This window comes from Wenzhouxiangella sp. XN79A (genome assembly GCF_012272825.1).
Lineage (GTDB): Bacteria > Pseudomonadota > Gammaproteobacteria > Xanthomonadales > Wenzhouxiangellaceae.
The window spans coordinates 92790-116367 of sequence record NZ_JAAWWS010000168.1 but is presented as its reverse complement, the minus strand read 5'-3'; the positions used below and the strand labels follow the sequence as shown (position 1 = coordinate 116367).

Genomic DNA, 23578 nt, shown 5'->3' with positions numbered 1-23578 from the left:
CCTACTTTTGTCGCGACTGACAAAAGTAGGTCGCCAGAAAGCGGACGAAGTCCGCGTGGCGAAACGCCTGTAGCCAGAACCCCGGCACAGCCGCCAGACACGGCTCCGGCAAGACGCGAAGAAAGCAAACCACCTCTCAGCCAAAGGCTGTGGCCGACCAGCGACGACTCGACCTGGCCCTGGCTTCTCGGATGCATCCGGGGCCACTGTAAACCGCAGCCGGAGCGAGCCCGGCCGCTTCGCAGACACCGGCCCACCGGAGTTCTTCGAAAGCCCCTTCGCGTTCAGCCGCCTGTAAGAGCGCTTTTGCCTACTTTTGTCGCGATTGACAAAAGTAGGTCGCCAGAAAGCGGACGAAGTCCGCGTGGCGAAACGCTTGTAGCCCGAACCCCGGCACAGCCGCCGGACGCGGCTCCAGCAAGACGCGAAGAAAGCAAACCACCTCTCAGCCGCTTGTGGCCGACCAGCGCCTCGTCGGCCTGGCCCTGGCTTCTGGGTTGCATCCGGGGCCACTGTAAACCGCAGCCGGAGTGAGCAAGGGCGCGGGTCGACCACCGGCCCACCGACGCAGTCCGAAAGCCACTGCCCGTTCCGCCGCCTTTGAAAAGCGCTTTTACCTGCTTTTGTCGCGATCGACAAAAGCCCCCAGGCCGGAACGCCATCGACCACATCCCGGTAAACTACCGCCATTCCCGAACCGCCCAGGACAACCACACCGCATGTGGTGCCCTTTCTGCAATCACACCGACACGCGCGTGGTCGATTCACGCCTGACCTCCGACGGCTACCAGATCCGTCGGCGGCGGGAGTGTGCGCACTGCGGGGCGCGGTTCAATACCTTCGAGGCGCCGGCGCTGAAGGCGCCGAACGTGATCAAGTCCAACGGCTCGCGCGAGGCCTTCGACGAGGAAAAGCTCCGGCGCGGAATGCAGCGGGCGCTGGAAAAGCGTCCGGTGGAGACGCAGCAGGTCGAGCGCGCGCTGCGCGATCTGCTGCGCAAGATCCGCACCCTGGAAGAACCCGAGGTGCCTTCGTCGTCGATCGGCGACTGGGTGGCCACCGAGCTGGCCAGACTCGACCAGGTGGCCTATGTGCGCTTCGCCTCGGTGTATCGCCGCTTCGAGGACGTGCAGGCCTTCCGCGAGGAAATCGAGCGCCTGGAGCGCGAGCATCCGGGCGCGCTGGATACGCGCCAGATCCAGCTGCTCGGTCAGCGCGATGGTGATGACTGAGCCGGCACCGGGTTTCAGCGCCGTCGACCATGCCCACATGGGCGAGGCCTTGCGCCTGGCAGCAAGGGGACTCTGGACCGCCCACCCCAATCCCCGCGTCGGCTGCGTGATCGCCCAGGGCGAGCGGGTCGTCGGCCGCGGCTGGCACGAACGCGCCGGTGAGCCGCATGCCGAAGTTCACGCGCTGCGCGACGCCGGCAGCGCCGCACGCGGCGCAACGGCCTACATCACGCTGGAACCCTGCAACCACCACGGCCGCACACCGCCGTGCACCGAGGCGCTGATCCAGGGTGGCGTGGCCCGCGTGGTCGCCGCGATCATCGACCCGCATCCGGCCGTTTCCGGGCGCGGCCTGGCCCGCCTGCGCGAAGCCGGCATCGAAACCGACCACGGGCTGATGACGGCCGAGGCGCGTGATCTGAACCCGGGCTTCCTGTCGCGGATGGAGACCGGCCGGCCGTTCGTCCGGGCCAAGCTGGCCGCTTCGCTGGACGGCCGCACGGTGGGCCCGGACGGCGTGTCGAAGTGGATTACCGGCGAGACCGCACGGCTCGACGGCCACCGCTGGCGGGCCCGCGCCGATGGCCTGCTGACCGGCATCGGTACCGTGCTGGCCGACGACCCGCGACTGGACGTGCGACTCGAAGGCGTCGATCTCGCGCCCCGCCGGTTGATCGTGCTCGATCCGAACGACCGCCTGAAACCCGGGGCCCGCCTGTTCGGCACGGGATCGCCGGTGCTGCGCGTCGGCCGTGCGCCGATCGCCGACCTGCCGGACCACTGCGAAACGCTGAGCGGCCTGCTGAACCCCGACGGCCGGGTCGATCTCGACGAACTGCTGGCCGAGCTCGGCCGGCGGGAGATCAACGAGCTGCACGTCGAGGCCGGGCCGACGCTGACCGGCGCGCTGCTGGCCGCCGGCCGGGTCGACGAGCTGCTGCTGTACCAGGCGCCCAGCCTGATCGGCGCCGGGGCACCGCTGGTGGCGCTGCCGGGCGTGGAAAAATTCGACCAGCGCCTCCATATGGTCCCGATCGAAACGCGCCGGGTGGGCGCCGACCTCCGCATCCGCCTGCGTCCGGCCCGCAACCGCTGAATTCACGGAACCACCTCATGTTCACCGGAATCGTCAAGGCCCTTGGCCGCATCGCCGACACGACGCCCAGCCCGGCCGGCCGCCGGATGATCATCGAGGCCGAGGCCATCGCCGATTTCGGCCTGCACGAGGGCGACAGCGTGGCCGTCAACGGGGTCTGTCTGACCGCCCTGGCGCCCAGCGGCGCCCGGTTCGCTGCCGATGTATCCCACGAGACCCTGGACCTGACCTCGCTGGGCCGACTCGAGACCGGCAGCACGGTGAACCTGGAGCCGGCGCTGCGGGCCGGGGATCCGCTGGGCGGCCACCTGGTGTCGGGCCACGTCGACGGCCTGGCCCGACTGGTCGAGCAGCATGCCGACGGCGACAATCGCCGGATGCGTTTCGAGGTACCCGTCGCGCTGGCGCGGTATATTTCGCACAAGGGGTCGGTGACGCTCGACGGCGTCAGTCTGACCGTGAACAAGGTCGGTGACACCACCTTCGAACTGAATCTGATCCCGCACACGCTGGCGGTCACGACGCTGGGTCGACTGGACACCGGCGACGCGGTCAACCTGGAAGTCGACCAGCTCGCCCGCATCCTGGAGCGGCTGCTCGAGACCCGCCCGTCCGAACCACGGAATTCCTGAATGAACTTCGATTCGATCGAGTCCATCCTCGAAGACATCAAGGCCGGCAAGATGGTCGTGATGCTCGATGACGAGGATCGCGAAAACGAGGGCGACCTGATCATGGCCGGCAGCCTGGTCACGCCCGAGGCCATCAACTTCATGGCCCGCTACGGACGCGGGCTGATCTGCCTGTCGCTGACCCGCGAGCGCTGCCAGCAGCTCGGCCTGCAATTGATGGTGCGCGATACCGACCGCCACCACCAGACCAACTTCACCGTGTCGATCGAGGCTGCCGAGGGCGTGACCACCGGCATTTCGGCCTACGATCGCGCCCACACCATCCGCACGGCGGTGCGACCCGACGCGATGCCGGCGCACCTGAACCAGCCGGGCCACGTGTTTCCGCTGATGGCCCAGCCCGGCGGCGTGCTCGCCCGCGCCGGCCATACCGAGGCCAGCCTCGACCTGGCCCTGCTGGCCGGGCTGGAACCGGCCGGGGTGCTGGTCGAAATCCTCAACGAGGACGGCACCATGGCGCGCCGTCCCGAGCTCGAGGCCTTCGCTCGGGAGCACGGACTGAAGATGGGCAGCGTGGCCGACCTGATCCGCTACCGGCTCGGCACCGAGCAGAACGTCGAGTGCGTGCATACCCAGACCGTCGGGACCGCGCACGGCCCGTTCGAACTGAAGGTGTTCCGCGACCGCATCAATCAGAAGCTCCACTGGGCCCTGCAGCGCGGCGAGATCGTCCCGGAGCGTTCCTTCCCGGTCCGCGTGCACGTGCCCGAACTGCTCGGCGACGTGCTCGGCCTGACCGAACCCGGCTTCGGCATGCCGCTGGACGCTGCGCTGGCCGACATCGCGCGCCGCGGCGAGGGGCTGGCACTGGTGCTGGGCTATGATGAATCCGACAGCGACCGGCTGGCCGGGCTGCTGGGCGCCCAGGCGCACGGCGCAGGCAGCGGCGAGGAAGGCAAGGACCGGGCCGCCAGCGAACTGCGCAGCTACGGCATCGCCGCGCAGATCCTGGCCGAGATGGGCGTCCGGCGGATGCAGGTGTTCGGCGCCCCGAAGCGCCTGCACGCGCTCGACGGCTTCGGCCTGGAGATCACCGACTACGTCGTTCCCGAGGACGATCCCCCGAAATGAACCGCATCGACCCGAAACCCGACGGCCGCAACCGCCGCATCGCGATCGTCGCGGCGCGCTTCAACGAGGAGGTCGTCGAGATGCTGCTCGACGGCTGCCTGCAGACGCTGCGCGCGCAGGATGTGCGCGATGACCACATCACCCTGGTCCGCGTGCCGGGCGCCTGGGAGCTGCCGCTGGCCTGCGCCCAGCTGGCCGAGACCGGCCGCTACGACGCGGTCATCGCGCTCGGCGCGGTGATCCGCGGCGAGACCGCGCACTTCGACTTCATCAGCGCCGAGTGTGCCCGCGGGCTGGGCGAAGCCGCGCTGGGCACCGGCGTGCCGATCGCCTTCGGCGTACTCACTCCCGAAAACGGCGAGCAGGCCCGCGACCGCGCCGACCCGATGCGCAAGAACAAGGGCCGCGAGGTCGCGCTGGCCGCGCTCGAAATGGCCGCCCTGGGCGACGACATCGTCGACCTGATGGACGTCGACATGAACGGAGACCCCGTCGATGCCCGGTAAGCGCCGCAATGAAAGCCCGTTCGAGCCGCGCCGTCGCGCTCGGCGTCGCGCGCTGCAGGCGCTGTATCAGTGGCAGCTCAACGACGACTCGGCAAACAGCATCATCCAGCAGTTCATCGAAGAACAGAGCTTCGACGGCGTCGACCAGGACTATTTCGAGCAGCTGGTCCGGGAAGTCATCGCCCAGGGCGATGCGCTGGACGAGAAGCTCAAGCCCCACCTGACGCGGCTGGACGTCAACCTCGACCAGATGGAGCGGGTGATCCTGCGGATCGGCGCCGCCGAACTGGTCAACCACATCGAGATCCCCTACCGCGTCGTCCTCGACGAGGCGGTGGAACTGGCCCATCGCTTCGGCGCCGAACAGGGACATACCTTCGTCAACGGCGTGCTCGACCGCCTTGCCCGCGAAGCCCGGCCGATCGAACATGCCGCCGAACAGCAGCAACAGCAGTAACGATCGCGACGAAGAGGAACCGGGGTTCCTGGAGTCGCTCGGGCTTCCGCCGCCCGGCGAACTGCTGCCGCTGGGGTACGTCTACCTGCTGCTGCTGGGGATTGCCAGCGAATCGATCCATTTCGCGCTGCTCGGCGTCAACATCATCGACTACTCCAACGTGCTCGACGTGCTGCTCAGCCCGATCGCGCTGGTCACCGGCGATATCGAAGTGCTGGCGGTCGTGATCGGGGTGCCGCTGGTGCTGTGGCCGTACCTGAAGTTCATGCGCTACCTCGCCCGGAAGAAACCGACCGAGAAGAACAAGGGCCTGCGCGAGCAGCCGATCGGCAAGGTCTGGCTTCCGATGTGCATGCTGGCGCTGTTCTGCGCCTTCCTCGGCCTGGGCCTGGGCCAGGGTTTTGCCCAGAGTCGAGACCTCGCGGCCGGCGAAATGGATCCGGATACCCGCATCACCTTCGGCGACGGCGAGATCGTCGAGGCCTACCTGGTCGGCATCAACTCCGGCTACGTGTTCTTCGTCGAGCGTGGCGCAAACGACGTCACCATCGCCCCGATTCCCGAGACCATCCGCAGCCTGCAGGCCCTGCCCGACGACGACTGAACGGCGTCCGCCGCAGCGGATCGACGGAAGACCGGGGGTTCGTACAGCACGGATCGTCCCGATCCACCCCGCTCGATCCGATCGAACCGCCGCCCTCCGATCGGCTACCCTCGACGCCAGGGATTGCCGAGTAGTCACGACACCATGACCGACCGCCCGAACGACGGTTGCGAACCCGCGCTCGCCGACGACGCACCGTCCCGTCTGACCCCGCTGTTCCTGGCGCTCGGCCCGCTGGTCGCGCTCGTGACCGGGTGGATCGCGCTGGAGGTCTGGCAGCTGTCGACGCCCGCCTCGGTGGTCGCGGCCGTCACGGCCTGGTGCGCGGTCTGGTGGCTGACCGAGCCGGTGCCGATTCCGGTCACCTCGCTGCTGCCGATGGCGCTGCTGCCGCTCGGCGGCGCGCTGACGCCGACCCAGGTCGCGCAGAGCTACGGCTCGCCGCTGATCCTGCTGCTGATGGGCGGTTTCATGCTGTCCGGGGCGCTGGCGAAATCCGGCGCGCATCGCCGCCTCGCGCTGGTCATGATCCACGCCTGCGCGAAGCTCGGCCAGCGCGGCCTGGTGCTCGGCTTCATGCTGGCCGCGGCGTTCCTGTCGATGTGGATCTCGAACACCGCCACCACGCTGATGCTGCTGCCGGTCGCACTCGCCGTGCTCGAGGACAAGCGCTTCGTGCCGCTGACGATTCCGCTCTTGCTCGGCATCGCCTACTCGGCGAGCCTCGGCGGCACCGGCACGCCGATCGGCACCCCACCGAACCTGGTCTACATGCAGGTCGTCAACGACCAGTTCGGTACCACCACCTCGTTCCCGCTGTGGATGAGCTGGGGATTGCCGGTGGTCTTGATCATGTTGCCGCTGATGTTTCTCTGGCTGACCCGCCGCGTGGCGTCCGGTGCACTGCCGGCCATGGAGCGGCCCGGCGCCTGGCAGGTGGCCGAGAAGCGGGTGATGATCGTCTTCGTCATCACCGCCGCGCTCTGGATGACCCGCACCGCCCCGTTCGGCGGCTGGCAGGCCGCGCTGGACCTGCCCTACGCCAACGACGCGGCCGTGGCCATGCTGGCCGTGGTGGCGCTGTGCTGCATCCCCAGCGGCAAACGCGACGCGAACGGCAACCGGACCGCCGAACGCCTGCTCGACTGGGAGACCGCCGGTCGGATTCCCTGGGGCGTGCTGATCCTGTTCGCTGGCGGCATCACGATCGCGCGGGGGTTCATCGAGACCGGGCTCAGCGACGCTGTCGCCACCCAGCTGACCGCACTGGCCACGCTGCCGCCCTGGTTGATGGTCCTTTCCATCGCGCTCGGCGTGACCTTCCTGACCGAAATGACCAGCAACACCGCGACCAGCTCGCTGCTGATGCCGGTCCTGGCCGCCACTGCCATCGCCTCCGAAGTGCCGCCCGAACTGCTGATGGTCCCGGCAGCCATCAGCGCATCGTGCGCGTTCATGCTGCCGGTCGCGACTGCGCCGAACGCCGTGATCTACGGATCGGGACGCGTTCCGATCCGGACCATGGCGGCGGAGGGTTTCGTCATGAACCTGATCGGGGCGGCGGTGATCACGGCGGTGGTCGTGGTGCGATTCGGATGATCGATCGAATGTTTGGTCGGATGAATTGCCGCATGGATCGGATCGGCTGCCCATTCTCGACCGGCCCGGCCTTGTACCGGGCGCGCTGATGGCCGCCTCTACCGAACTGCCGCTGAAGGCGCAGCTGAAGTTCCTCGGCGACCGCTCGGGCCCGAGGGTCTATATCCCCTCGAAAGGCGGCGGCGACCGGACCGAGCACGTCGGAAACTACCGGAACCACGAGGTCGAGATCCATGATGCCCGGCGCGAACGGCCGGCCGCCGACCTCGATCGCGAGGGGTTCCGCCTGCGTGCCCACAAGAGCGAAGTGCCGGACTTCTACGACGACGAAGCACTGCAGGCCCTCTACCACGCCGAGCTGACGACGCTGCTCGAACGCCTCACCGGTTGTCGCCGCGTGGATGTCTTCGACGATACCCGCCGCAGTTCGTCGAGTGCGAAACAACGCGCCCTGGGCAGCCGCGACCCGGCCGGCATCGTCCACAACGACTATACGCACGCGTCGGGCGAAAAGCGCTTGCTGGATTTCTTCGCCGACGCGCCCGATGTTGCGCAACGCCTGGCGCAACGGCGCTTCGCGATCATCAACGCCTGGCGCCCGATCGGTGCGCCGGTGGTCGATCACCCGCTGGTGCTGTGCGACGCCACGACGGTCAAGGACGACGACCTGCTGCCGGTGGAACGGCGGGGGCGCGACCGCATCGGCGAACTGCAGGTCGCCCTGTTCGATCCGGACCAGCGCTGGTACTACTACCCCCGAATGACCCGCGACGAAGTCCTGCTGTTCAAGACCTACGATTCGGCGACCGACGGCCGCGCCCGCTTCACCCCGCATTCCTCGTGCAAGGACCCGCGCGCACCGGCCGACGCGCCGGCCCGGGAAAGCCTGGAAACGCGCTGCCTGGTGTTCTACTGACCGGGACCGATCAGGCGTTCAGCGGACACGGGGTACAGCGATTCTCGCGCCGCGCGTGCTCGACGGACCGCACCCGGGCGGCGAGGTAGTCGATGAAGCCGGAATGGTCGTTCAGGCAGGGAAGGCAGTGGGTCTCGGGCACGTCGGTCGCGGCCAGCACGGCCGGTAGACCGGTGGTCTCGCCACCGTCGACCAGGTGTTCGCATGGATAGGCGACCACGCTCTTCACGCCCTCGCCGGCCAGGGTCTTCATCAAGTCGTCCAGCGTGGGGCTGGACCACTGACCGCCGACGCCGTGATTCAGGTAGGCAAGCTCGACCCGCTGCCAGGGCCGGTCCGGAAGGTCCATCAGCGCGGCGCGGAGGGCCTCGCCGTAGACGTCCTTCTCCTCGATCCCGGCATGGAAACCGGGCGGTCCGCCGTGCCTGTCGCGGACCACGGTACCGTGCAGCACCAGCACCAGGCAGCAGGGAGCGGCCGGCGCCGGCGCGGGGAAGCGGGCCAGCACATGATCGCGGTGGATCGCGGTCAACGCATCGTCGTCCCACATCCGGGCGACGATGGAGGTCCTCTGCCGAGGGGCGTCGGCCTCTTCGCACAGCGCATGGCAGACCAGGCCGCAGGACAGGCGCGAATCGGTCGGGATCATGCTGACGACGACCTGGTGATCGACGCCCCCGGGCAGCGCCAGCTGCTGCTCGACGTAGGGCGGCGAGGACGCGAAGGCGGCTTCGACTCGATAGTCGACGTCACCGGCCTGCTCGAGCACGGCCTGGAGCGCGCTCGCCTGGCGCCGCGTGTTCTCGTTGTGCGGCGAGCCGGGGCCGCCCTTCAGGCGCTTGCGCAGGCCGCCCAGGGAGCAGATTACCCACCGCAGCGGCGCCGGCAGGTGCATGACCTCGGCGGCGTGCGCCAGCGTATGCCGGCTGACCTTGAAATTCTCGATGAATCCCGCGCTTTCGGCCTCGCCGTGGGCGGCGAGAATGACTCGGACTCGCTCCATCGCTGCATGCGTCTCCCGAACGACCAGCGCCTCGATTCCGATGAAGATGACTCGTCGACCGAGGCCACGACAAACCTACCACGGGCGGGCGCGAGCGAGCACGCCTCCGGATTTCCGGCAGGAGCACCGGACACGATTCGTCGAACGATGCAATCCGCGGATGCTACGAAGGACGGATTTCGCATCCCCGCCCGGATCCGATCGAAGGTAAGGATTCGCAGCGGCCGGTGGCCCTGATCGACCGGCTCGAATTCTTCTGCGCGTATTGGCCAGCGCAGACGCGTGGGTCGACTAGTCCGCCGCGCCCTCCCGCTCGTCGAGACGATTCCACGGCTCCCACCAGTCGTTCGAATCAAGACTGGACATGCGATGGTCGAGGCGCAGTGCGGCGAGACGCTGCTGCTGCCGGAGCTGCTCCATCCGCCCCCGCCAGAGATCGGCGCCCGGCACCGGTTCACCGAGGACCTCGAGCGCCGAGACCGATTCGACATCGCCCCAGCGCGCAGCGCGATGGAACAGCGCCACGGCGGCCGTGCGATCGCCGTTCGCCAGCTCGAGCCGGGCGAGCGAACGCATCGACGGCACGAACTGCTGCTCGGCCGCCGAGCGCCACCACCGTGCAGCGGCCACCGTGTCGCCGAGGTGGTGATGCAGCACGCCGAGGTTGTGCTGGGCATCGACGTCGCCGTTCGCTGCCAGGGGCAGCCACGTGGCCTCGGCGGCCTCGAAATCGCCGCTGACAAAGGCGTCATTGCCCTCGATCAGCGGCGTCTTCGCGCACCCGGCCAGCGCCAGGACCAGGCCGAGCATCGAGAGTCGTGAAAGAAGTCCGTTCATGATCGGTACTGCCTCATCGGTCAACGCCTGCGTCGAATATACCTGCCGCGAATCCACACTTCAAATTACCCTTCGAGCCCGTATCTCGGCGGACCGGCACCGGATCACGGTGCGTTCCATCGCCGGAAGACGACCCGCGTTCCGTCCGGCCGCTGGCCGATCCACTCGACGAAACGCGCGATCTCCGGATGCGCCGCCAAGGCCTCGACGGTGTTGAACTCGCGCTCGAGCTGCTTGTTGTCGAGCGTGGCGTGCACGTGCGCATGGCAAGGCCGGCACAGCCGCGCAATGCGTTGCTTGACGTCCGAGCGATCGAAGTCGCGCTTGTTGCGACGGTTGCTGTGCCGGGTCTGGGGAATGAGGTGGTGACGCGTGAGTCCGCGCACGTGCCGTTGGCACAGCTCGCAGGTTCCTCCGCCTCGTATGCGGCTTCCATCGTTCATCGTCGAAGTGTCGCGCAGCCGTTGCACAGGGCCTGTCAATGCCGGCCGGCAAGGCCGAGAGGAGCCTCACCGATCGCCTCGATTCCGAAGCGGACCGATCGTCCGAACACCGCTATATCGAAGATTTCTGAAGTACCAGCCGATTGATGTCCGTCAATTCCCGCCCCGGAATCGCGCTCTATAGTCTGGCCCGCACACTGCCAAAGAAATCATGTTTTCAGGGAGATCACGACCATGCAGAACGAACAGAACATGTCCTGGATGAGCACCGCCGGCAAGCGCACCGTCCTGGTATCTTCATTGATCGCCCTCGTGTCGCTGTTCTGGGTCATCCTGCTGGTCAATGCCAATCTGTCGGTCGCCGCGATGGCAGCGATCGCGGTGGTCAGCGTGCTGTTGCTTTCGACCGCCGTCGCGTGGGCCGCCTCGGCATTGCCGCGCCGCAACGCGGGCAGTCACTCCTAGATCCCCTGCCCCCGCTGAACCGCATCGGGAGCCGAGCGCTTCCGATGCCGCCTGCCTGTGTTCCCGGCACCGGCATGGGCTTCCCTGCGCTGACGATGGACAAGCCGCCCGGGCCTCCGCGGCCGTGCATCCTTCACGATGGACCGAACCATGACGCGGGGGCCGACATCGATGCCGGCACGGCTTCTTCGGCATTCCGATCGCCCGGCGCGTGCCGAACGGCCGGCTGCTGGCCATCGACAGCCGGCAGGAAATGCTCGGCATCATCGATGCGCGCAAGCGGAAGGGGTCGCCGGACAACATCGAGACGGTGCCCGGCTCGATCACCGACCCCGGCCTTCCGCCCGGCGCCGTCGACCTGTTCCTGCTCGCCGACGCCTACCACGAGTTCTCGCACCCGTTCGAGGTGTGCACGGCGATGGTCGACGCGTTGAAGCCGGGCGGAACCCTGGTGCCGATCGAATCTCGTGCCGCGGATCCGTTCGCGCCGATCAAACCGCTGTGCAAGCGGAGCGAGGCGCCGGCGGTGAAGGAAATGGGCGCGGCTGGACGCCGGCACCTGCGCACCGAGGATGTGCTGCCGCAAAAGAATTTCATGGTGTTCGAGAAACCGGCCGGAGCCGGTCGTCCGGACCGATCCACGAAGCAGGCCGATCCCGGCGAGGTGGGAACGACACTCGGGCGGATATCGGGAACCCCACATAACAAAACCCCGGTCTTCTGGAACCGGGGCTTGTCCGCGGATAATTTGAGATTGGAGCGCTAGCGCTGGTCACCTGATGCTCAGCAAACCCGGTTCCTGCGAACAGTTTCCACGTTTGCCGCCAGATCTCGCTGGATCGAGCCTTCTAGCGCCGCTTCACCCTTGTGAGGCTTCCGCGTCAGGATCAGATTGCGCCCGTTCCCACCCTGCTGTCAACACCTTTTTGCAGAAAAATCCGATTTATTTTTATAACTTTCAGCATCTTATGAACTTGCGGCAGGTTCTTGAAATCCGCCTCAAGAATGCCGTGCAGGATGTTGATTGTCGGTTTCCCGCCCCAGCGCGCCGCGCGCATTGTACGGCATGGCAGGAAACCGCGCCCGACAACCCGTCGTGGACACGCCGGCCGAACGAATGGCTTACGATACCTGCTCGAATCGACATCCACCGGGAGACCAGGCATCGTGGAGCCGGACAAGAACACATCATGGGTCGGGACCGCCGGCTTCCGTACCGTCATCGTCGTCGCATTGATCGCGGTCCTGACGCCGTTCTGGGTCTACCTGGTGTTCTTCACGAATCTCCCGGAGCTGGCGCTGGCCGGCATCGCCCTGGTCATCCTGCTGATCCTGTCGACGGCCACGGCCTGGACCGCCATCGCAGTGCCGAATCGTCAGTCCGACGACGACAGCGGCCCCATCGATTGAGTCGACCCTCGATCCGCCTGCCGCGGAACGCTGATCCGTTCGGGGTCGATCGCGTAGCAGTCGCAGATCCGACCGATCCGGTCGGTCAGGTCGTGGAAATCCTCCATCCCGAGGATGCCGGGTGCGACGAACAGCGGCTCGAACCAGGTGCTGTTCATGAACCAGTCGATCGGATCGCGGATGCTCGACAGCTCGAGGTACTGGTACTCGTAGGCCACGCGCAGCAGGTGCGTCAAGGCCTGCTCGGGCGCGTAGGCCAGCAGTCGCGATCCCACGTTGTTGCGGACGTAGGTGTCCATTTCCTGGTCGGTCAGGTAGTGCCGCGCCAGGCGATTGGCCTTGTAGTCGTCGATCCGCAGCAGCAGGCCGCGCAACATCCGCCGACCGGGTGTTTCGCCCGAGGCCCGGGGCGGGCCGAGCGCGGCGACCAGCGCCGGCTTCATCGAAACGGGTAGATCCTCCACGATCCGGTCGAGCAGCTCGACCAGCGCTTGTTCGTGCGCCCGGCGTTCGTCGATCCGCCGCGGATCGACCCGGACCCAACCGGATTCGGCCGCCTGGTGCCCCCACTCGTGGATCGTGCGCGCGGCCAGCATCAATCGCTCGTAAGGCGGTGAGACCTGCCACAGGCGACCCGGATCGTCGGTCAGCGAATAGGCGATGCGAAGCGTGTCACCGTGGAGGTAACTCAGGCCGCCTTCGCTCATCCAGGCCGCCGGCCGGGCAAGGTCGTCCGGGTCGGCGAGGGAGCGGAGGAACAAGCGGCTCTTGCCGTCGATGACCGCGAGATCCGCGAGCACCGAGCGTTCGGCTTCGGGCGACAGCCGCGAGGCCAGTCGGCCCAGCGCATCGCCGTCGGCGCCCGAGCCCGACCAGAGCACTTCACCGCGCTCGCCGGTCAGCACCAGGTGCGGCGACGCGGCCTCCAGCCACTCCAGCAGCTTGCGGCCGGACGCGGCCGATGGCGCGCCGGTCGAGGCGCGATGCGCAACGACCACCGACTCGATCGACGCCATCCAGCGCCGGTGCAGGGTGTCGAGCCGCTGCTGCTGCTCGGGCGTGACGATCAGACCGTTGGCCAGGCGCCGGTCGCCGGAACGACGCGGCACGGGCGGGTTGAACCGCTCGTGATGCAGCTCGCGGATCCATGGCAGCGCCTCGGCCAGCGCGCGGTAGCCTTCGGCGTCCGGCCGGGTCGTGCGCCGGCACCCTTCGAGGAAGTCCGCGAGCTGCTCGGCATTGAGGATCAGCAGGTACGGCAGGTTGGTCAGCAGGCTGGCACCGACCTGCTGCTGCAGGTACTGCCGCTCGGCCTGGAACAGCAGGAAGATCGCGAACTCGAGGCTGGACGTCGCCTCGGCGATGTCGTCGCTGTACAGCAACCAGCTGCTGGCGTGAAACGGCTGGAAGTACGGCCGCGTCCTGACCCCGTCGCGCACCAGGCACAGGTGCTGGACCCGGGGCGGAAACCACTGCCGCGAGGCCCCGGCCAGGGTCCTGGCGCGGGTGCAGTACGCGGTGATCATCGCGTCGATGCGCTCGCACTCGAACTGCGTCAGCAGGCCTCGCTCGAGCAAGGCGGTCCGTGCAACCGGGTCCAGCCCCGCCTCGGACAGCACCTCGATCGGCACCACCACCATGCCGGACTGGGAGGAGCAGTAGTCCAGCAATGCCTGCATCGCAAGGTGCCCGGGTCGTGTGGCTCGACGCGCCGCGGGGTCAGAGCGCTTCGATCACGCTTTCCAGCCGCGACCTGACATCCCCGGCCACGGCCGTGAGCCGTTCGTTCTCGATTGCCTGCATGGAGGCTTCCGGATCGACCGCGGAGACCTCGCAGCGACCGTCGCCGATTTCGCGAACGATGACATTGCACGGCAGCATCGTTCCGATCTTCGGCTCGTGCTGCATGGCCTGCCAGGCCATTTCCGGATTGCAGGCGCCGAGAATCACGTAGGGTGGCATGTCGCGGTCGAGCTTCTTCTTCATCGTCGCCCGGACGTCGATTTCGGTCAGCACGCCGAAGCCGGCATCGGCCAGTGCATCGATCGCGCGTTGGCGTGCCTGGTCCAACGGGACATCGATGATTTTCGAGATGTGGTAGGTCATGCGATTCTCCTGTTCGATTCGTTTGGCGATTCCCCTGGTCCGGAGCGGATCAATCGTCTTCGCTCTGCTCCAGGATGAGGCGGTGCGCGGTCAGGCGCAGGGCGTTGACCCGGATGAAGCCGCGCGCATCCTGCTGGTCGTAGCCGCCGGCGATGTCCATCGAGCTCAGGTCGGGGTCATAGAGCGAACTCGAACTGGAACGGCCTTCCACGATCACGTTGCCCTTGAACAGGCGCAGCCGGACTTCGCCGTCGATCAGCTCGGAGGACTTGCCGAACGCGGCTTCGATGAAGTCCATTTCCGGCGAGAACCAGAAGCCGTTGTAGATGATCTCGGCGAAGCGCGGCGAAAGCATGTCGCGCAGACGCCGCACTTCGCGATCCATCGCAATGCCTTCCAGGTCCCGGAGCGCGGCATGCAGGATGGTGCCGCCGGGTGTTTCGTAGACGCCGCGCGACTTGATGCCGACGAAGCGATTCTCGACGATGTCGATCCGGCCGATGCCGTGCCGCCCGCCGATCTCGTTCAGATAGCCCAGCAGCTCGACCGGGTCGCTGGTCTTCGTGCCGTCATCGAGATGCTCGACCTCGATCGGCATTGCATCCTTGAAGCGCACGACGATGCGGTCGGCCTCATCGGGCGTGTCTTCGAGCGCGCGAGTGAGCTTGAACATATCGGCCGGCGGGGCAGCGTCCGGGTCCTCGAGCATCCCGGCCTCGTAGGAACGGTGCATCAGGTTCTCATCGCTGGAATACGGTTTCTCGGCCGTCGCCTCGACCGGGATCTCGTGCTCGGCGGCGAAGGCCAGCAGGTCCCTGCGGCCCTGGAAGCGGGCCAGGAAGTCGGGGTCCTTCCACGGCGCGATGACCTCGAGATCGGGCGCCAGCGCGGCGAAGGCCAGCTCGAAGCGCACCTGGTCGTTGCCCTTGCCCGTTGCGCCGTGGGCGACCGCAGTGGCGCCGCAGCTGCGGGCGATCTCGACCTGCCGCCTGGCAATCACCGGTCGGGCCAGCGCAGTGCCGAGCAGGTAGCGATGTTCGTAGACCGCCTTGCCGGCGATCGCCGGCCAGATGAAGTCGGTGACGAACTCCTGCCGCAGGTCCTCGACGAACACCTCGCTGGCGCCGGTCGCGCGGGCTCGACGCTCGATGTCGTCGAAATCCTCGAGCTGACCGACATTCGCGACATAGGCGACCACGTCGTGACCCTGCTGGATCAGCGTCTTGAGGATGCAGGCGGTATCGAGACCCCCGCTGTAGGCAAGGACGACCGTTTTCGAAGACATTCTTTCGGGCTCGAGGTGAGAGGCACCTCGAGCATACCAAGCCGCTGCCCTGGAATTGACGGCCGCCTCGGTCGGGGCGCATTCGAAGCCGTGAAGCCGGCGCCACGCAGACCGCGTAAGATGATGCCGTAGCTGCGACCCGTCGCTCGCGTACCAGGCGTTGCGCGGGAAGCCGCCCAGACGAGGACCTTCGTGAGCAACCCGGCCGACACCACCCTCGCCAACGCGCTGCAGGGGAACACGCTGATCCAGGTCGGGCTGCCGATCTCGTTGTTCATCATCATGACCGGCGTCGGCCTCACGCTGCGCCTGCGCGATTTCCACAACGTGGTCTACTACCCGCGCGCGCTGATCCTCGGCACGCTGGCGCAGATCGTGCTGATGCCTGCGGTCGGCTTCGCGCTGGCCTGGGCGCTGCAGCTGCCGCCGGCGATTGCCGTCGGCCTGGTCATCATCGCGGCCTGCCCGGGCGGAACGACCTCGAACGTGTTCGCGTTCCTGGCCAGGGGCAACCTGGCGCTGTCGATCCTGATGACGGCCGCGGCCAGCCTGATCACCGTACTGACCCTTCCCTTGTTCGCCAACTGGGCGATCGAGCTGTTCACCGAGCGCAGCCTCGATTCGACGCTGCAGCTGCCGATCACGCAGACGATCGCGATGCTGCTGGCGCTGGTCTTCGTGCCGGTGATGCTGGGCATGGCCCTGCGGGCCTGGAAGGCGGAGCTGGCCGGCCGGCTGGAAGGCGCAGTGGGCGCCTTCGGCATGCTGGTCCTGTTCGCCCTGGTCGTCCTGATCGTGATCCAGACCCGCGATCATCTGGGCGAACTGCTGGTCGAGGCCGGGCCGTCCGTGATCGCCTTGAACCTGCTCGGGATCGGGGCCGGCCTCGCGATCGCGAAGTGGGCCGGCCACGACTTCGTCGACGGCCTGACGCTGGCCATGGAACTCGGAATCAAGAACTCGACGATCGGATTGACCGTCACGCTGACGCTGCTGGGTTCGGCCGACATCGCGATGCCCTCGGCGCTCTACGGCCTGCTGATGTTCGCCTCGGCCGGCGCGCTGGTCGTCATCGGCCGCCGCCACGCACACGTGCGCCTGCGCCCGGAAAAAGGAGAACTGCCGCTGCATGTCCCCGACGACGTCGGCTTTCCCGACGACCACGGCGGACGCCGGCCGGACTGAAAGAACCGAGCCGGGCCCGTTCGTTACTGCGCGGTTTCCAGCCCTCGGCCCGCCCAGGCCGAGAACGAGCCCAGGTACAGGTCGACGTTCTCGAAGCCGTTTCGCAGCAGCAGGCTGGCCGCGATCGTCGCGCGGCTGCCGCTGCCGCACATCACCGTGTAGTCGCGATCGCGGTCCAGGGTCTCGAGCCGCTCGGGCAGTTCACCGACGTAGGCGTGCACCGAGCCCGGCACACGACCCGATTCCAGCTCGTTGTCGTCGCGTACGTCGAGCAGGACCCAGTTCGGCGGATCCTGCTCCACCCGGCGCTTCACTTCGCCGGTGTCGATCACCGGCACGCGGTCGAAGCGGTGACCGGCCGCGGCCCAGTCGGGCAGCGACGGGACGAGATGGCCGTGAACCTGGTCGAAGCCGATCCGGGCCAGCGAGCGAGCCGCGCGCTCGGCCTGGTCGGCATCCTCGACCACCAGCAGCAGCTCGTCGTCCGGCGAAAGGAACCAGCCGGCAAAGCTGGCGATCATGCTCTCCGGAATCGCAAGGCTCGAAGGCAGGTGTGCGCCGAGATAGGCCGAAGCGCTGCGCACATCGAGCACGACCCGGCCATCGACTGCCGCCTCGAAGCTGTCGACGGCCATCGCCGCGGGACGAACCGGACGGACGATCGCCGATGCACCTTTCAGGTTGCCGGCCTCCATGTGGCGGAAGTACGGCGGCTGGCGGTGGTGTTCGGCAACCTTTTCGTCGATGAAGGTCTCGCGGTCGTCGATCTGCAGGCGGGGGTTGTTGAGACGCTCGTAGCCGAGCGTCGAGACCTCGCGGTCGGCCATGGCGTCGCCGCAGACCGAACCTGCACCGTGCGCAGGGTGAAGGACGGCCTGGTCGCCCAGCGCGAGCAGTTTCTGCAGGCTGTCGTAGAGCAGACCCGCGACCTCGCGCTTGCGATCGGGATAGAAGTCGGTTCGACCGACGTCGCCGACGAACAGCGTATCGCCGGTGAACACGCCCACCGCCTCGTCTCCGAACAGGGTGTCGTAGTAGGCGAACGACAGGCTGTCGTCGGTATGCCCCGGCGTTTCCAGCACGCGGATCCGTACACTGCCGATGTCGAATTCATCCCCGTCGCGCGCGGTCTCGGCATAAACGACGTCGCCGGCCGCGTTCGGTCCGTGGACGACCTTCGCACCGGTGCGCTCGGCCAGGATGCGGGCCCCGGACAGCAGGTCCTCGTTGCGATGGGTCTCGAAGACATGCGTGATGCGGCATCCATTCGCCGCGGCGATGTCGGAATAGACCTCGCAGTCGCGGCGGGGGTCGATGACCGCCGCCTCGCCGTCGCCGCCGATCACCCAGGAAAGGTGGGCAAGGCCGTCACTCTTGATCTTCTCGACGAACATTCGATTACTCCTTCGCGTGAATTCGCGATCGGGGTCGAACCCGAGGAAAGAAAAGGCGCGCGGCTGCGAACCGCACGGCCCGCCCAGGCTCAGGCCGTTCGAACGGTCTTCAGCGCGGGCTGCTTCAGGAACGAGCGGGCTTCGGCCAGTTCCGCGCTGGATCCGGCGTGCACCAGCAGCACCGACTTGCCCGCGGCCAGCGCCGAGCGGGCGGTGCGCAGGTAGGGCACCTGATCGGGCCGCAGCGACACCAGGCCGCCGACCATCAGCCCGAACAGGGTGAACACGTGCACGAACACCAGCACCGACAGCAGCGGATTGTCGACGACGAACCGGATATCGCCGAGCAGCAGGATCAGGAACAGCGCCAGGCCGAGCGTGGCGCCGGCCAGCCCAAGCACCAGGTGCGAACGCAGCACGGTCTGCCAGATGCCGCGACTTTCCGGTAGCAGGCGGCGATTGGCTTCCGCGCTGTCGGGGCCGAGCACGTCGATCTGGTCGGCACTCAGCGATGTTTCATCGACCAGCCGTTGTCGGGCCCGGTCGGTTCCCGTGGCCGTGTCGAACACCGCGGCCAGCTTGTGATTGCTGCGTTCTCCAGTGGGATCGATCGGATGACTCATGTCTGTCTCCTTATCGCAGGCGGATCGCGCGAAGTCAGGTGTACCCATTACCCTACGACACGCCGGCGCCGGAGGTGAACGTCGCGTGAATGCGATGCCGTGAAACCCATCGGCGTTGCCGTGAAACGCCTGCGGCGCGCGTGGCGGCGGCGTCCAGCGAAAATACGCGACGGCAGGCCACTGGCCATGGGTTCGGTGCGCGGTCGATCGGAACCGGCGCTTGAAGACCAGGGAACAGCTCGGCGCCGTGCGGCGTGCTGCGTGCTGCGTGCAACGCCGACCCCGGAGCGAACGAGCCGCATCGCTGCAGCGAACGCCGCCTCGGCAGCACGCACCGGAAACAGCAACGGGCGAGGCTGGATCGGCCGGGCGTTCGAATGAAGGAGCGCGTCCCTGGTGCTTCAGCGCGACGCGGTTGTCCGATGCCCGGACTCAGCCCTCCAGCAGGGCCTTCAACGCGGCGATGTTGTCGCGTGCAGCCCCCGCATCGACCTGCTTGCGACCGTCCTTGCCCGGCCAGTCGAGCAGCTCCCTGGGCAATTCGTCGAGAAATCGGCTGGGCTCGCACTTCCGGGACTCGCCGAACTGGCGACGACTGCGGCAGAAGCTGATCGTCAGCTGGCGCTCGGCGCGGGTCAGGCCGACGTACATCAGCCGGCGTTCTTCCTCGATGCGGCCCTCATCGACGCTGTTGCGGTGCGGCATCAGGCCTTCTTCCAGCCCGACCAGCCAGACCCGGGGGAACTCCAGGCCCTTGGCCGCGTGCAGCGTCATCAAGCGGACTTCGTCGGCGTTCTCGCGCTCGTCATCGGGGCCGGCGGCCAGCGTGATGCGAGCGATCAGTTCGTCGGCCGAGCTGCAGTCCTTCGAAAGCCGTTCGACCCAGCCGACCAGGTCGTCGAGGCTGCGCTTTCTGCGGCGCGCCTGGTCCGGGTTGTCGGCCTGTTCGTCCAGGAACTCGTAATAGCCGACGTGCTCGAGCAGTTCGCGGAACAAGCTGCCCAGTTCCTCGCGCTCGGCCCGCTCGGCCCGGTCGGAGAACTCGACCAGCAGGTTGATGAAACCTCTGAGTCCGCGCGCGGCGCGCTCGGGCAGTTCGCGCTGGAACGGGCCGTCGTCGGCCGCCGCCAGCAGGCTCTGCTTCGAGGCCCGGGCGAAGTCCAGCAGCCGGGCCAGCGAGCCGGAACCGACGCCGCGCCTGGGGGTGTTCAAGACCCGGATGAACGATGGATTGTCCTCGGGGTTGAACATCAATTTGAGGTACGCCAGCCCGTCGCGGATCTCGCGCGCATCGAACCAGCTGGGCCCGCCGCTGACACGGTAGGGAATGTTGTATTCGCGCAGCGCCTTCTCCAGTTCGCGGGCCTGGAAGTTGGAGCGATACAGGATCGCGGCCTGGCCCCAGCGCATCGTGGTTCCGCCGTGCGCGGCGGTCAGATCGCGCGCCACGCCCTCGGCCTCGTCGGACTCGTCGACATAGTCGCGCACAGCGATCAGGTCGCCCGGGCCGTGCTCGCTCCACAACCGTTTTTCGTGGGTGTGCGGATTCTGCGCGATGACCGCGTTGGCGGCATTCAGGATGTTGCCGACCGAACGGTAGTTCTGCTCGAGCTTGACGACCTTCAGCCGGGGATAGTCGACGCTCAGCTGGTCGAGATTCTCCGGCCGCGCACCGCGCCAGCCATAGATCGACTGGTCGTCGTCGCCGACCGCGGTGAACGCGCCGGACTCCCCGGCCAGCCGCCGCAGGAGCCGGTACTGCGCCGCCGAGGTGTCCTGCACTTCGTCGACCAGGAAGTAGCGCAGCCTCGCCCGCCAGCGGGTCCGCAGCTCCGGGTGGTCGAGCATTTTCGCCGGCAGCGCGATCAGGTCGTCGAAATCGACCGCGTTGAGTTCCTGCAGCCGCTGCTGGTAGGCCTGGTAGATCGTCGCGACCTGGCCTTCGCCTTCACTGGTCGCGTCGGCCAGCGCCCTTCCCGGCTCGATGCCGGCGTCCTTCAGCGCGCCGATCGCCGACATCGTCATGTAGAGCTGCTCGTTCTTCACCTGGCCGGGCAGCAGCTCGCGGACCAGGTCGGCCGAGGCGTGCTGGTCGAGAATACTGATGCCGCGCGCGCGATCTGCGGCCTCGGGTTCGGCCTTCAGGATCTGCCAGCCCAGACTGTGGAAGGTCGAGATCGTCAGGCCCTCGGCGGCCTTGCGCTTCAGCCGCTTGCCGATGCGTGCGCGCATCTCCTTGGCGGCCTTGTTGGTGAAGGTGATCGCGGCGATCTGGTTGGCCCGGAAATGCCCCTGGCCGATCATCCAGGCAATCTTCTCGGTGATCACGCGGGTCTTGCCGGAACCGGCCCCGGCCAGCACCAGCAGGGGCGTTTCGACGTGCTGGACCGCTTCGCGCTGCTGGGGGTTGAGTCCGGACATAGGCGCGGCATTCTACCCCGCCCGTCGCCGCCCGCCGGACTGGCGTAGACGGGAATTCACCATCGCCCGCGGATATACTCGACGGCATGATCCGATCGCTTCCCCTTCCCCCTTCGACCCCGATTGCGCGGGCGCTCCTGATCCTCGTTCTGTTCGCCGCAGCGTCCGTGGCGGCAGAGCCCGCCGAGGAGTGGATCGAGCTGGTCCAGAGCGAATCGGCCGTGCTGGAACACCAGCGCCTGCCCGGCAACGCGCGCGCCCAGGCCAAGCGACGCGGTGCCATCCGCAACGTGCCGCACCTGTTCGTCTACCATCGCGACGACTCGCCGGCCTTCCACATGGACGGTATCCGGACCGGCTTCGAGCGCCAGCTGAACCTGCTGATCGATGCCTTCCGCATCGACCGATCGATGGTCGAGCTCGAGGTGCTGCTGGAAAACGCCCGGACGCCGGACGGCGAGCCGGTCACCCGGGACGACCTGCCGAAGGAACGGATCGTACTGGTGCTCTACGGCCGCGCCGACTGCGCGGCCTGCGACGAACTGGTCGCCGAACTCGAGGCCTGGCTGGACGACCGGCCGGAACTGGACACCGTGCAGGTCTGGATCCGCATGCCCTGATGGCCAAGCTGTACTTCTATTACTCGACGATGAACGCCGGCAAGACCACGGTCCTGCTGCAGTCGGCGCACAACTACCGCGAGCGCGGCCTGCGGCCGTACCTGCTGACCCCGGCGCTCGATGACCGGGCCGGCCGTGGAACGGTGCGCTCACGCATCGGCCTGGAAGCCGAGGCCTTCGCGTTCGAAGCCGATGAGAACCTGCTGGCCACCGTCGAGGCCGACCTCGAGGCCCGCGGCCCGATCGCCTGCGTGCTGGTCGACGAGGCCCAGTTCCTGTCGCGCGACCAGGTCCACCAGCTCGGCGAGGTCGTCGACCGGCTCGGCATCCCCGTGCTGGCCTTCGGCCTTCGCACGGACTTCCGCGGCGAGCTGTTCACCGGCAGCCAGTACCTGCTGGCCTGGGCCGATGAACTGAAGGAACTCAAGACCATCTGCCACACCGGCTCGAAGGCCACGATGGTCGTGCGCGTCGACGACACCGGCCGCGCCATCACCGACGGCGCCCAGGTCGAGATCGGCGGCAACGACCGCTACGTGCCCGTCAGCCGGGCAGAATTCAAACGGGTGTTCTTCGGCGGCGAACGGGCAAGAATGCTCGAGACGCAGCGCAAAGAGGCCAGGGACTGAACAGCAGGGAGCCTGGCCGAGTCGACCGCCCACCTGCGTCCGATCCACCATGCCCGCGATCCATCATCTCGCGCCTGATCCCTGATCCCTGATTCGAACTCCCCGCCCCCATCCGGACCAAGGGATCAGCAAGCAGGAGCGAATGGTCGCGACCCGGCGACATTGGCCCGGAGGCGCCGGCGCCCCACTCGCTCCTGGTTGTTGACCCCTCGACCCGGGAGACGGCGGTCGCTCGAGGGCGTGCCCGGCAGCGCCCTTGAGCCCCGCCCCGTCGGCATCACCACGGCCCGCCGCGGACCAGCCGCACGACCTGCTGGGTGCCGGTCGAGGCCGGCTCGATGAGGCCGTCGACGAAGTCGATGCGCCAGGCCTGTTCGAGGCCGTCGGTCACCGGTGAGGAGGTCCAGTAGCCGTCGACCGGCGCGACCGGAAAGGCCACGGCATTCAGCGCGGGACCGAAGCAGCGGTCCTCCAGGATGGCGGCCAGCTCGTTGCGGTTCGGCACGCGCCAGTCGTCGAAGCCGGCCTGTTCGTGCGCCTCGGCCGCGGCCAGCGCCGCCGACCAGCTCAGCCGGGTCGCGGTCCCGGTGCAGGTCGTCCCGTCCCAACTCTGGCCCAGGGCGCAGCGCTGCCAGACGCGCCGGCTCGGGGTGTGGAGGACCGTGCCGTCGGCCTGTTCGCGGAAGTCCTCGCTCGGCGTGCTGGCCGGCACGAAGCCGTTCTCGTTGCCGCCGGCGCACTGGGCGAGGGCCGTCGGAGTCAGCGCCGCTGCAGCGAGCAGCAGTCCGAACTGCAGGGTCTTGTGGATGGTCATCATGGAATCTCCCGCACCAGCCGGACCTTCTGCCCGGTCGATTTCAGTTCCACCACCGCCGCGCCGTCGACGAAGTCCACCACCCAGGCCGAATCGGGCTGCGCGGCCATCGGCGTGTCGGTCCAGTAGGTCCCGTCGGTGAACGGGAAGTGGCCGATCGCGATCGCCGG

24 protein-coding genes and 1 pseudogene are annotated in these 23578 nt (G+C 67.6%); 15 read left to right on the top strand and 10 right to left on the bottom strand.

The annotated features are described in order from the left end of the window. Positions 1-719: 719 nt before the first annotated feature. The 9 genes from nrdR to HFP89_RS15475 all read left to right on the top strand — a co-directional run bounded on the left by nrdR (position 720) and on the right by HFP89_RS15475 (position 8173). Positions 720-1232: a transcriptional regulator NrdR gene (gene nrdR, locus HFP89_RS15515; protein ID WP_168718585.1), complete on the top strand. Its 513-nt coding sequence runs from the start codon at positions 720-722 to the stop codon at positions 1230-1232. Continuing rightward, entirely contained in the window at positions 1225-2328 is a 1104-nt protein-coding gene (gene ribD / locus HFP89_RS15510; RefSeq protein WP_168718584.1) for a bifunctional diaminohydroxyphosphoribosylaminopyrimidine deaminase/5-amino-6-(5-phosphoribosylamino)uracil reductase RibD, read from the top strand. The genes nrdR and ribD overlap by 8 nt, the downstream gene beginning before the upstream one ends. Before the next feature lie 17 nt (positions 2329-2345). Next, on the top strand, positions 2346-2960 hold the full coding sequence (locus tag HFP89_RS15505; protein ID WP_168718583.1) for a riboflavin synthase: 615 nt from the start codon (positions 2346-2348) through the stop codon (positions 2958-2960). Then, entirely contained in the window at positions 2961-4091 is a 1131-nt protein-coding gene (gene ribB / locus HFP89_RS15500) for a 3,4-dihydroxy-2-butanone-4-phosphate synthase (protein ID WP_168718582.1), read from the top strand. It begins immediately after the preceding gene. Further along, on the top strand, positions 4088-4597 hold the full coding sequence (gene ribH / locus HFP89_RS15495) for a 6,7-dimethyl-8-ribityllumazine synthase (RefSeq protein WP_168718581.1): 510 nt from the start codon (positions 4088-4090) through the stop codon (positions 4595-4597). The genes ribB and ribH overlap by 4 nt, the downstream gene beginning before the upstream one ends. Further along, a complete protein-coding gene (gene nusB / locus HFP89_RS15490) occupies positions 4587-5054 on the top strand; it encodes a transcription antitermination factor NusB (RefSeq protein ID WP_168718580.1) in 468 nt (155 codons plus the stop codon). Before ribH ends, nusB begins: the two co-directional genes overlap by 11 nt. Then, a complete protein-coding gene (locus HFP89_RS15485; RefSeq protein WP_168718579.1) occupies positions 5026-5658 on the top strand; it encodes a hypothetical protein in 633 nt (210 codons plus the stop codon). Before nusB ends, HFP89_RS15485 begins: the two co-directional genes overlap by 29 nt. Positions 5659-5802: 144 nt before the next feature. Beyond that, the gene (locus tag HFP89_RS15480) at positions 5803-7257 is read left to right on the top strand and encodes an SLC13 family permease (protein WP_168718578.1); all 1455 of its coding nucleotides are present in this window, start codon (positions 5803-5805) and stop codon (positions 7255-7257) included. Positions 7258-7345: 88 nt separating this feature from the next. After that, positions 7346-8173, top strand: coding sequence for a CmcJ/NvfI family oxidoreductase (locus tag HFP89_RS15475; protein ID WP_206212410.1), 828 nt, complete (start codon positions 7346-7348; stop codon positions 8171-8173). A 10-nt stretch (positions 8174-8183) separates the two neighbouring features. Here HFP89_RS15475 and HFP89_RS15470 read toward each other — a convergent pair whose 3' ends face one another. The 3 genes from HFP89_RS15470 to HFP89_RS15460 form a co-directional block, all read right to left on the bottom strand. Next, positions 8184-9176, bottom strand: coding sequence for a ferrochelatase (locus HFP89_RS15470; RefSeq protein WP_168718577.1), 993 nt, complete (start codon positions 9174-9176; stop codon positions 8184-8186). Positions 9177-9467: 291 nt separating this feature from the next. Further along, positions 9468-10013, bottom strand: a complete 546-nt coding sequence (locus HFP89_RS15465) for a tetratricopeptide repeat protein (protein ID WP_168718576.1) — start codon at positions 10011-10013, stop codon at positions 9468-9470. A gap of 104 nt (positions 10014-10117) precedes the next feature. Then, positions 10118-10399 carry a hypothetical protein gene (locus HFP89_RS15460; protein WP_346775265.1) on the bottom strand — a complete coding sequence of 94 codons (282 nt, stop codon included), beginning with the start codon at positions 10397-10399 and terminating at the stop codon, positions 10118-10120. Positions 10400-10690: 291 nt separating this feature from the next. Here HFP89_RS15460 and HFP89_RS15455 point away from each other — a divergent pair, with 291 nt between their 5' ends. The 3 genes and pseudogenes from HFP89_RS15455 to HFP89_RS15445 all read left to right on the top strand — a co-directional run bounded on the left by HFP89_RS15455 (position 10691) and on the right by HFP89_RS15445 (position 12331). Beyond that, positions 10691-10921 (top strand): hypothetical protein, encoded by a 231-nt coding sequence (locus HFP89_RS15455; protein ID WP_168718574.1) that lies wholly within the window; start codon positions 10691-10693, stop codon positions 10919-10921. A gap of 184 nt (positions 10922-11105) precedes the next feature. Continuing rightward, positions 11106-11687 (top strand): annotated as a pseudogene (locus HFP89_RS15450) (class I SAM-dependent methyltransferase); the annotation flags it as partial. A gap of 401 nt (positions 11688-12088) precedes the next feature. After that, positions 12089-12331, top strand: coding sequence for a hypothetical protein (locus HFP89_RS15445; RefSeq protein ID WP_168718572.1), 243 nt, complete (start codon positions 12089-12091; stop codon positions 12329-12331). Here the strand turns inward: HFP89_RS15445 and HFP89_RS15440 are convergent. The 3 genes from HFP89_RS15440 to HFP89_RS15430 are packed head-to-tail and all read right to left on the bottom strand — an operon-like array spanning position 12298 to position 15722. Further along, entirely contained in the window at positions 12298-14010 is a 1713-nt protein-coding gene (locus tag HFP89_RS15440) for a hypothetical protein (protein WP_168718571.1), read from the bottom strand. The genes HFP89_RS15445 and HFP89_RS15440 overlap by 34 nt on opposite strands. A gap of 40 nt (positions 14011-14050) precedes the next feature. Then, a complete protein-coding gene (locus HFP89_RS15435; protein ID WP_168718570.1) occupies positions 14051-14437 on the bottom strand; it encodes a DUF302 domain-containing protein in 387 nt (128 codons plus the stop codon). A 49-nt stretch (positions 14438-14486) separates the two neighbouring features. Next, the gene (locus HFP89_RS15430) at positions 14487-15722 is read right to left on the bottom strand and encodes an argininosuccinate synthase (RefSeq protein ID WP_168718569.1); all 1236 of its coding nucleotides are present in this window, start codon (positions 15720-15722) and stop codon (positions 14487-14489) included. 192 nt (positions 15723-15914) lie between these two features. Between HFP89_RS15430 and HFP89_RS15425 the strand changes: the two genes are divergently transcribed. Beyond that, a complete protein-coding gene (locus tag HFP89_RS15425; RefSeq protein WP_206212409.1) occupies positions 15915-16907 on the top strand; it encodes a bile acid:sodium symporter family protein in 993 nt (330 codons plus the stop codon). Between the two features lie 23 nt (positions 16908-16930). Here the strand turns inward: HFP89_RS15425 and HFP89_RS15420 are convergent, their stop codons facing one another. From HFP89_RS15420 to HFP89_RS15410, 3 genes are all read right to left on the bottom strand, one after another. Continuing rightward, a complete protein-coding gene (locus tag HFP89_RS15420) occupies positions 16931-18301 on the bottom strand; it encodes an MBL fold metallo-hydrolase (protein WP_168718568.1) in 1371 nt (456 codons plus the stop codon). A gap of 89 nt (positions 18302-18390) precedes the next feature. Continuing rightward, a complete protein-coding gene (locus tag HFP89_RS15415) occupies positions 18391-18924 on the bottom strand; it encodes a hypothetical protein (protein WP_168718567.1) in 534 nt (177 codons plus the stop codon). A 432-nt stretch (positions 18925-19356) separates the two neighbouring features. After that, positions 19357-21345 (bottom strand): UvrD-helicase domain-containing protein, encoded by a 1989-nt coding sequence (locus HFP89_RS15410; RefSeq protein WP_168718566.1) that lies wholly within the window; start codon positions 21343-21345, stop codon positions 19357-19359. A 167-nt stretch (positions 21346-21512) separates the two neighbouring features. Between HFP89_RS15410 and HFP89_RS15405 the strand changes: the two genes are divergently transcribed. Both HFP89_RS15405 and HFP89_RS15400 read left to right on the top strand, forming a co-directional pair. Next, a complete protein-coding gene (locus tag HFP89_RS15405; protein ID WP_168718565.1) occupies positions 21513-21965 on the top strand; it encodes a hypothetical protein in 453 nt (150 codons plus the stop codon). Continuing rightward, entirely contained in the window at positions 21965-22594 is a 630-nt protein-coding gene (locus tag HFP89_RS15400; RefSeq protein ID WP_168718564.1) for a thymidine kinase, read from the top strand. The genes HFP89_RS15405 and HFP89_RS15400 overlap by 1 nt, the downstream gene beginning before the upstream one ends. 277 nt (positions 22595-22871) lie before the next feature. On the opposite strand, the gene HFP89_RS15395 is transcribed toward HFP89_RS15400, so the two are convergent. Further along, on the bottom strand, positions 22872-23411 hold the full coding sequence (locus HFP89_RS15395; protein WP_168718563.1) for a DUF1566 domain-containing protein: 540 nt from the start codon (positions 23409-23411) through the stop codon (positions 22872-22874). Positions 23412-23578 lie beyond the last annotated feature (167 nt).

Bases quoted from the DNA above. Each gene is read 5' to 3' on its own strand.
- HFP89_RS15475 (WP_206212410.1), top strand. From the start codon at position 7,346: ATGGCCGCCTCTACCGAACTGCCGCTGAAGGCGCAGCTGAAGTTCCTC.
- nrdR (WP_168718585.1), top strand. From the start codon at position 720: ATGTGGTGCCCTTTCTGCAATCACACCGACACGCGCGTGGTCGATTCA.
- HFP89_RS15420 (WP_168718568.1), bottom strand. From the start codon at position 18,301: ATGTTCGTCGAGAAGATCAAGAGTGACGGCCTTGCCCACCTTTCCTGG.
- HFP89_RS15400 (WP_168718564.1), top strand. From the start codon at position 21,965: ATGGCCAAGCTGTACTTCTATTACTCGACGATGAACGCCGGCAAGACC.
- HFP89_RS15480 (WP_168718578.1), top strand. From the start codon at position 5,803: ATGACCGACCGCCCGAACGACGGTTGCGAACCCGCGCTCGCCGACGAC.
- ribD (WP_168718584.1), top strand. From the start codon at position 1,225: ATGACTGAGCCGGCACCGGGTTTCAGCGCCGTCGACCATGCCCACATG.
- HFP89_RS15410 (WP_168718566.1), bottom strand. From the start codon at position 21,345: ATGTCCGGACTCAACCCCCAGCAGCGCGAAGCGGTCCAGCACGTCGAA.
- HFP89_RS15470 (WP_168718577.1), bottom strand. From the start codon at position 9,176: ATGGAGCGAGTCCGAGTCATTCTCGCCGCCCACGGCGAGGCCGAAAGC.
- nusB (WP_168718580.1), top strand. From the start codon at position 4,587: ATGCCCGGTAAGCGCCGCAATGAAAGCCCGTTCGAGCCGCGCCGTCGC.
- HFP89_RS15415 (WP_168718567.1), bottom strand. From the start codon at position 18,924: ATGAGTCATCCGATCGATCCCACTGGAGAACGCAGCAATCACAAGCTG.
- HFP89_RS15395 (WP_168718563.1), bottom strand. From the start codon at position 23,411: ATGATGACCATCCACAAGACCCTGCAGTTCGGACTGCTGCTCGCTGCA.
- HFP89_RS15430 (WP_168718569.1), bottom strand. From the start codon at position 15,722: ATGTCTTCGAAAACGGTCGTCCTTGCCTACAGCGGGGGTCTCGATACC.
- ribB (WP_168718582.1), top strand. From the start codon at position 2,961: ATGAACTTCGATTCGATCGAGTCCATCCTCGAAGACATCAAGGCCGGC.
- HFP89_RS15465 (WP_168718576.1), bottom strand. From the start codon at position 10,013: ATGAACGGACTTCTTTCACGACTCTCGATGCTCGGCCTGGTCCTGGCG.
- HFP89_RS15505 (WP_168718583.1), top strand. From the start codon at position 2,346: ATGTTCACCGGAATCGTCAAGGCCCTTGGCCGCATCGCCGACACGACG.
- HFP89_RS15455 (WP_168718574.1), top strand. From the start codon at position 10,691: ATGCAGAACGAACAGAACATGTCCTGGATGAGCACCGCCGGCAAGCGC.
- HFP89_RS15440 (WP_168718571.1), bottom strand. From the start codon at position 14,010: ATGCAGGCATTGCTGGACTACTGCTCCTCCCAGTCCGGCATGGTGGTG.
- ribH (WP_168718581.1), top strand. From the start codon at position 4,088: ATGAACCGCATCGACCCGAAACCCGACGGCCGCAACCGCCGCATCGCG.
- HFP89_RS15485 (WP_168718579.1), top strand. From the start codon at position 5,026: ATGCCGCCGAACAGCAGCAACAGCAGTAACGATCGCGACGAAGAGGAA.
- HFP89_RS15435 (WP_168718570.1), bottom strand. From the start codon at position 14,437: ATGACCTACCACATCTCGAAAATCATCGATGTCCCGTTGGACCAGGCA.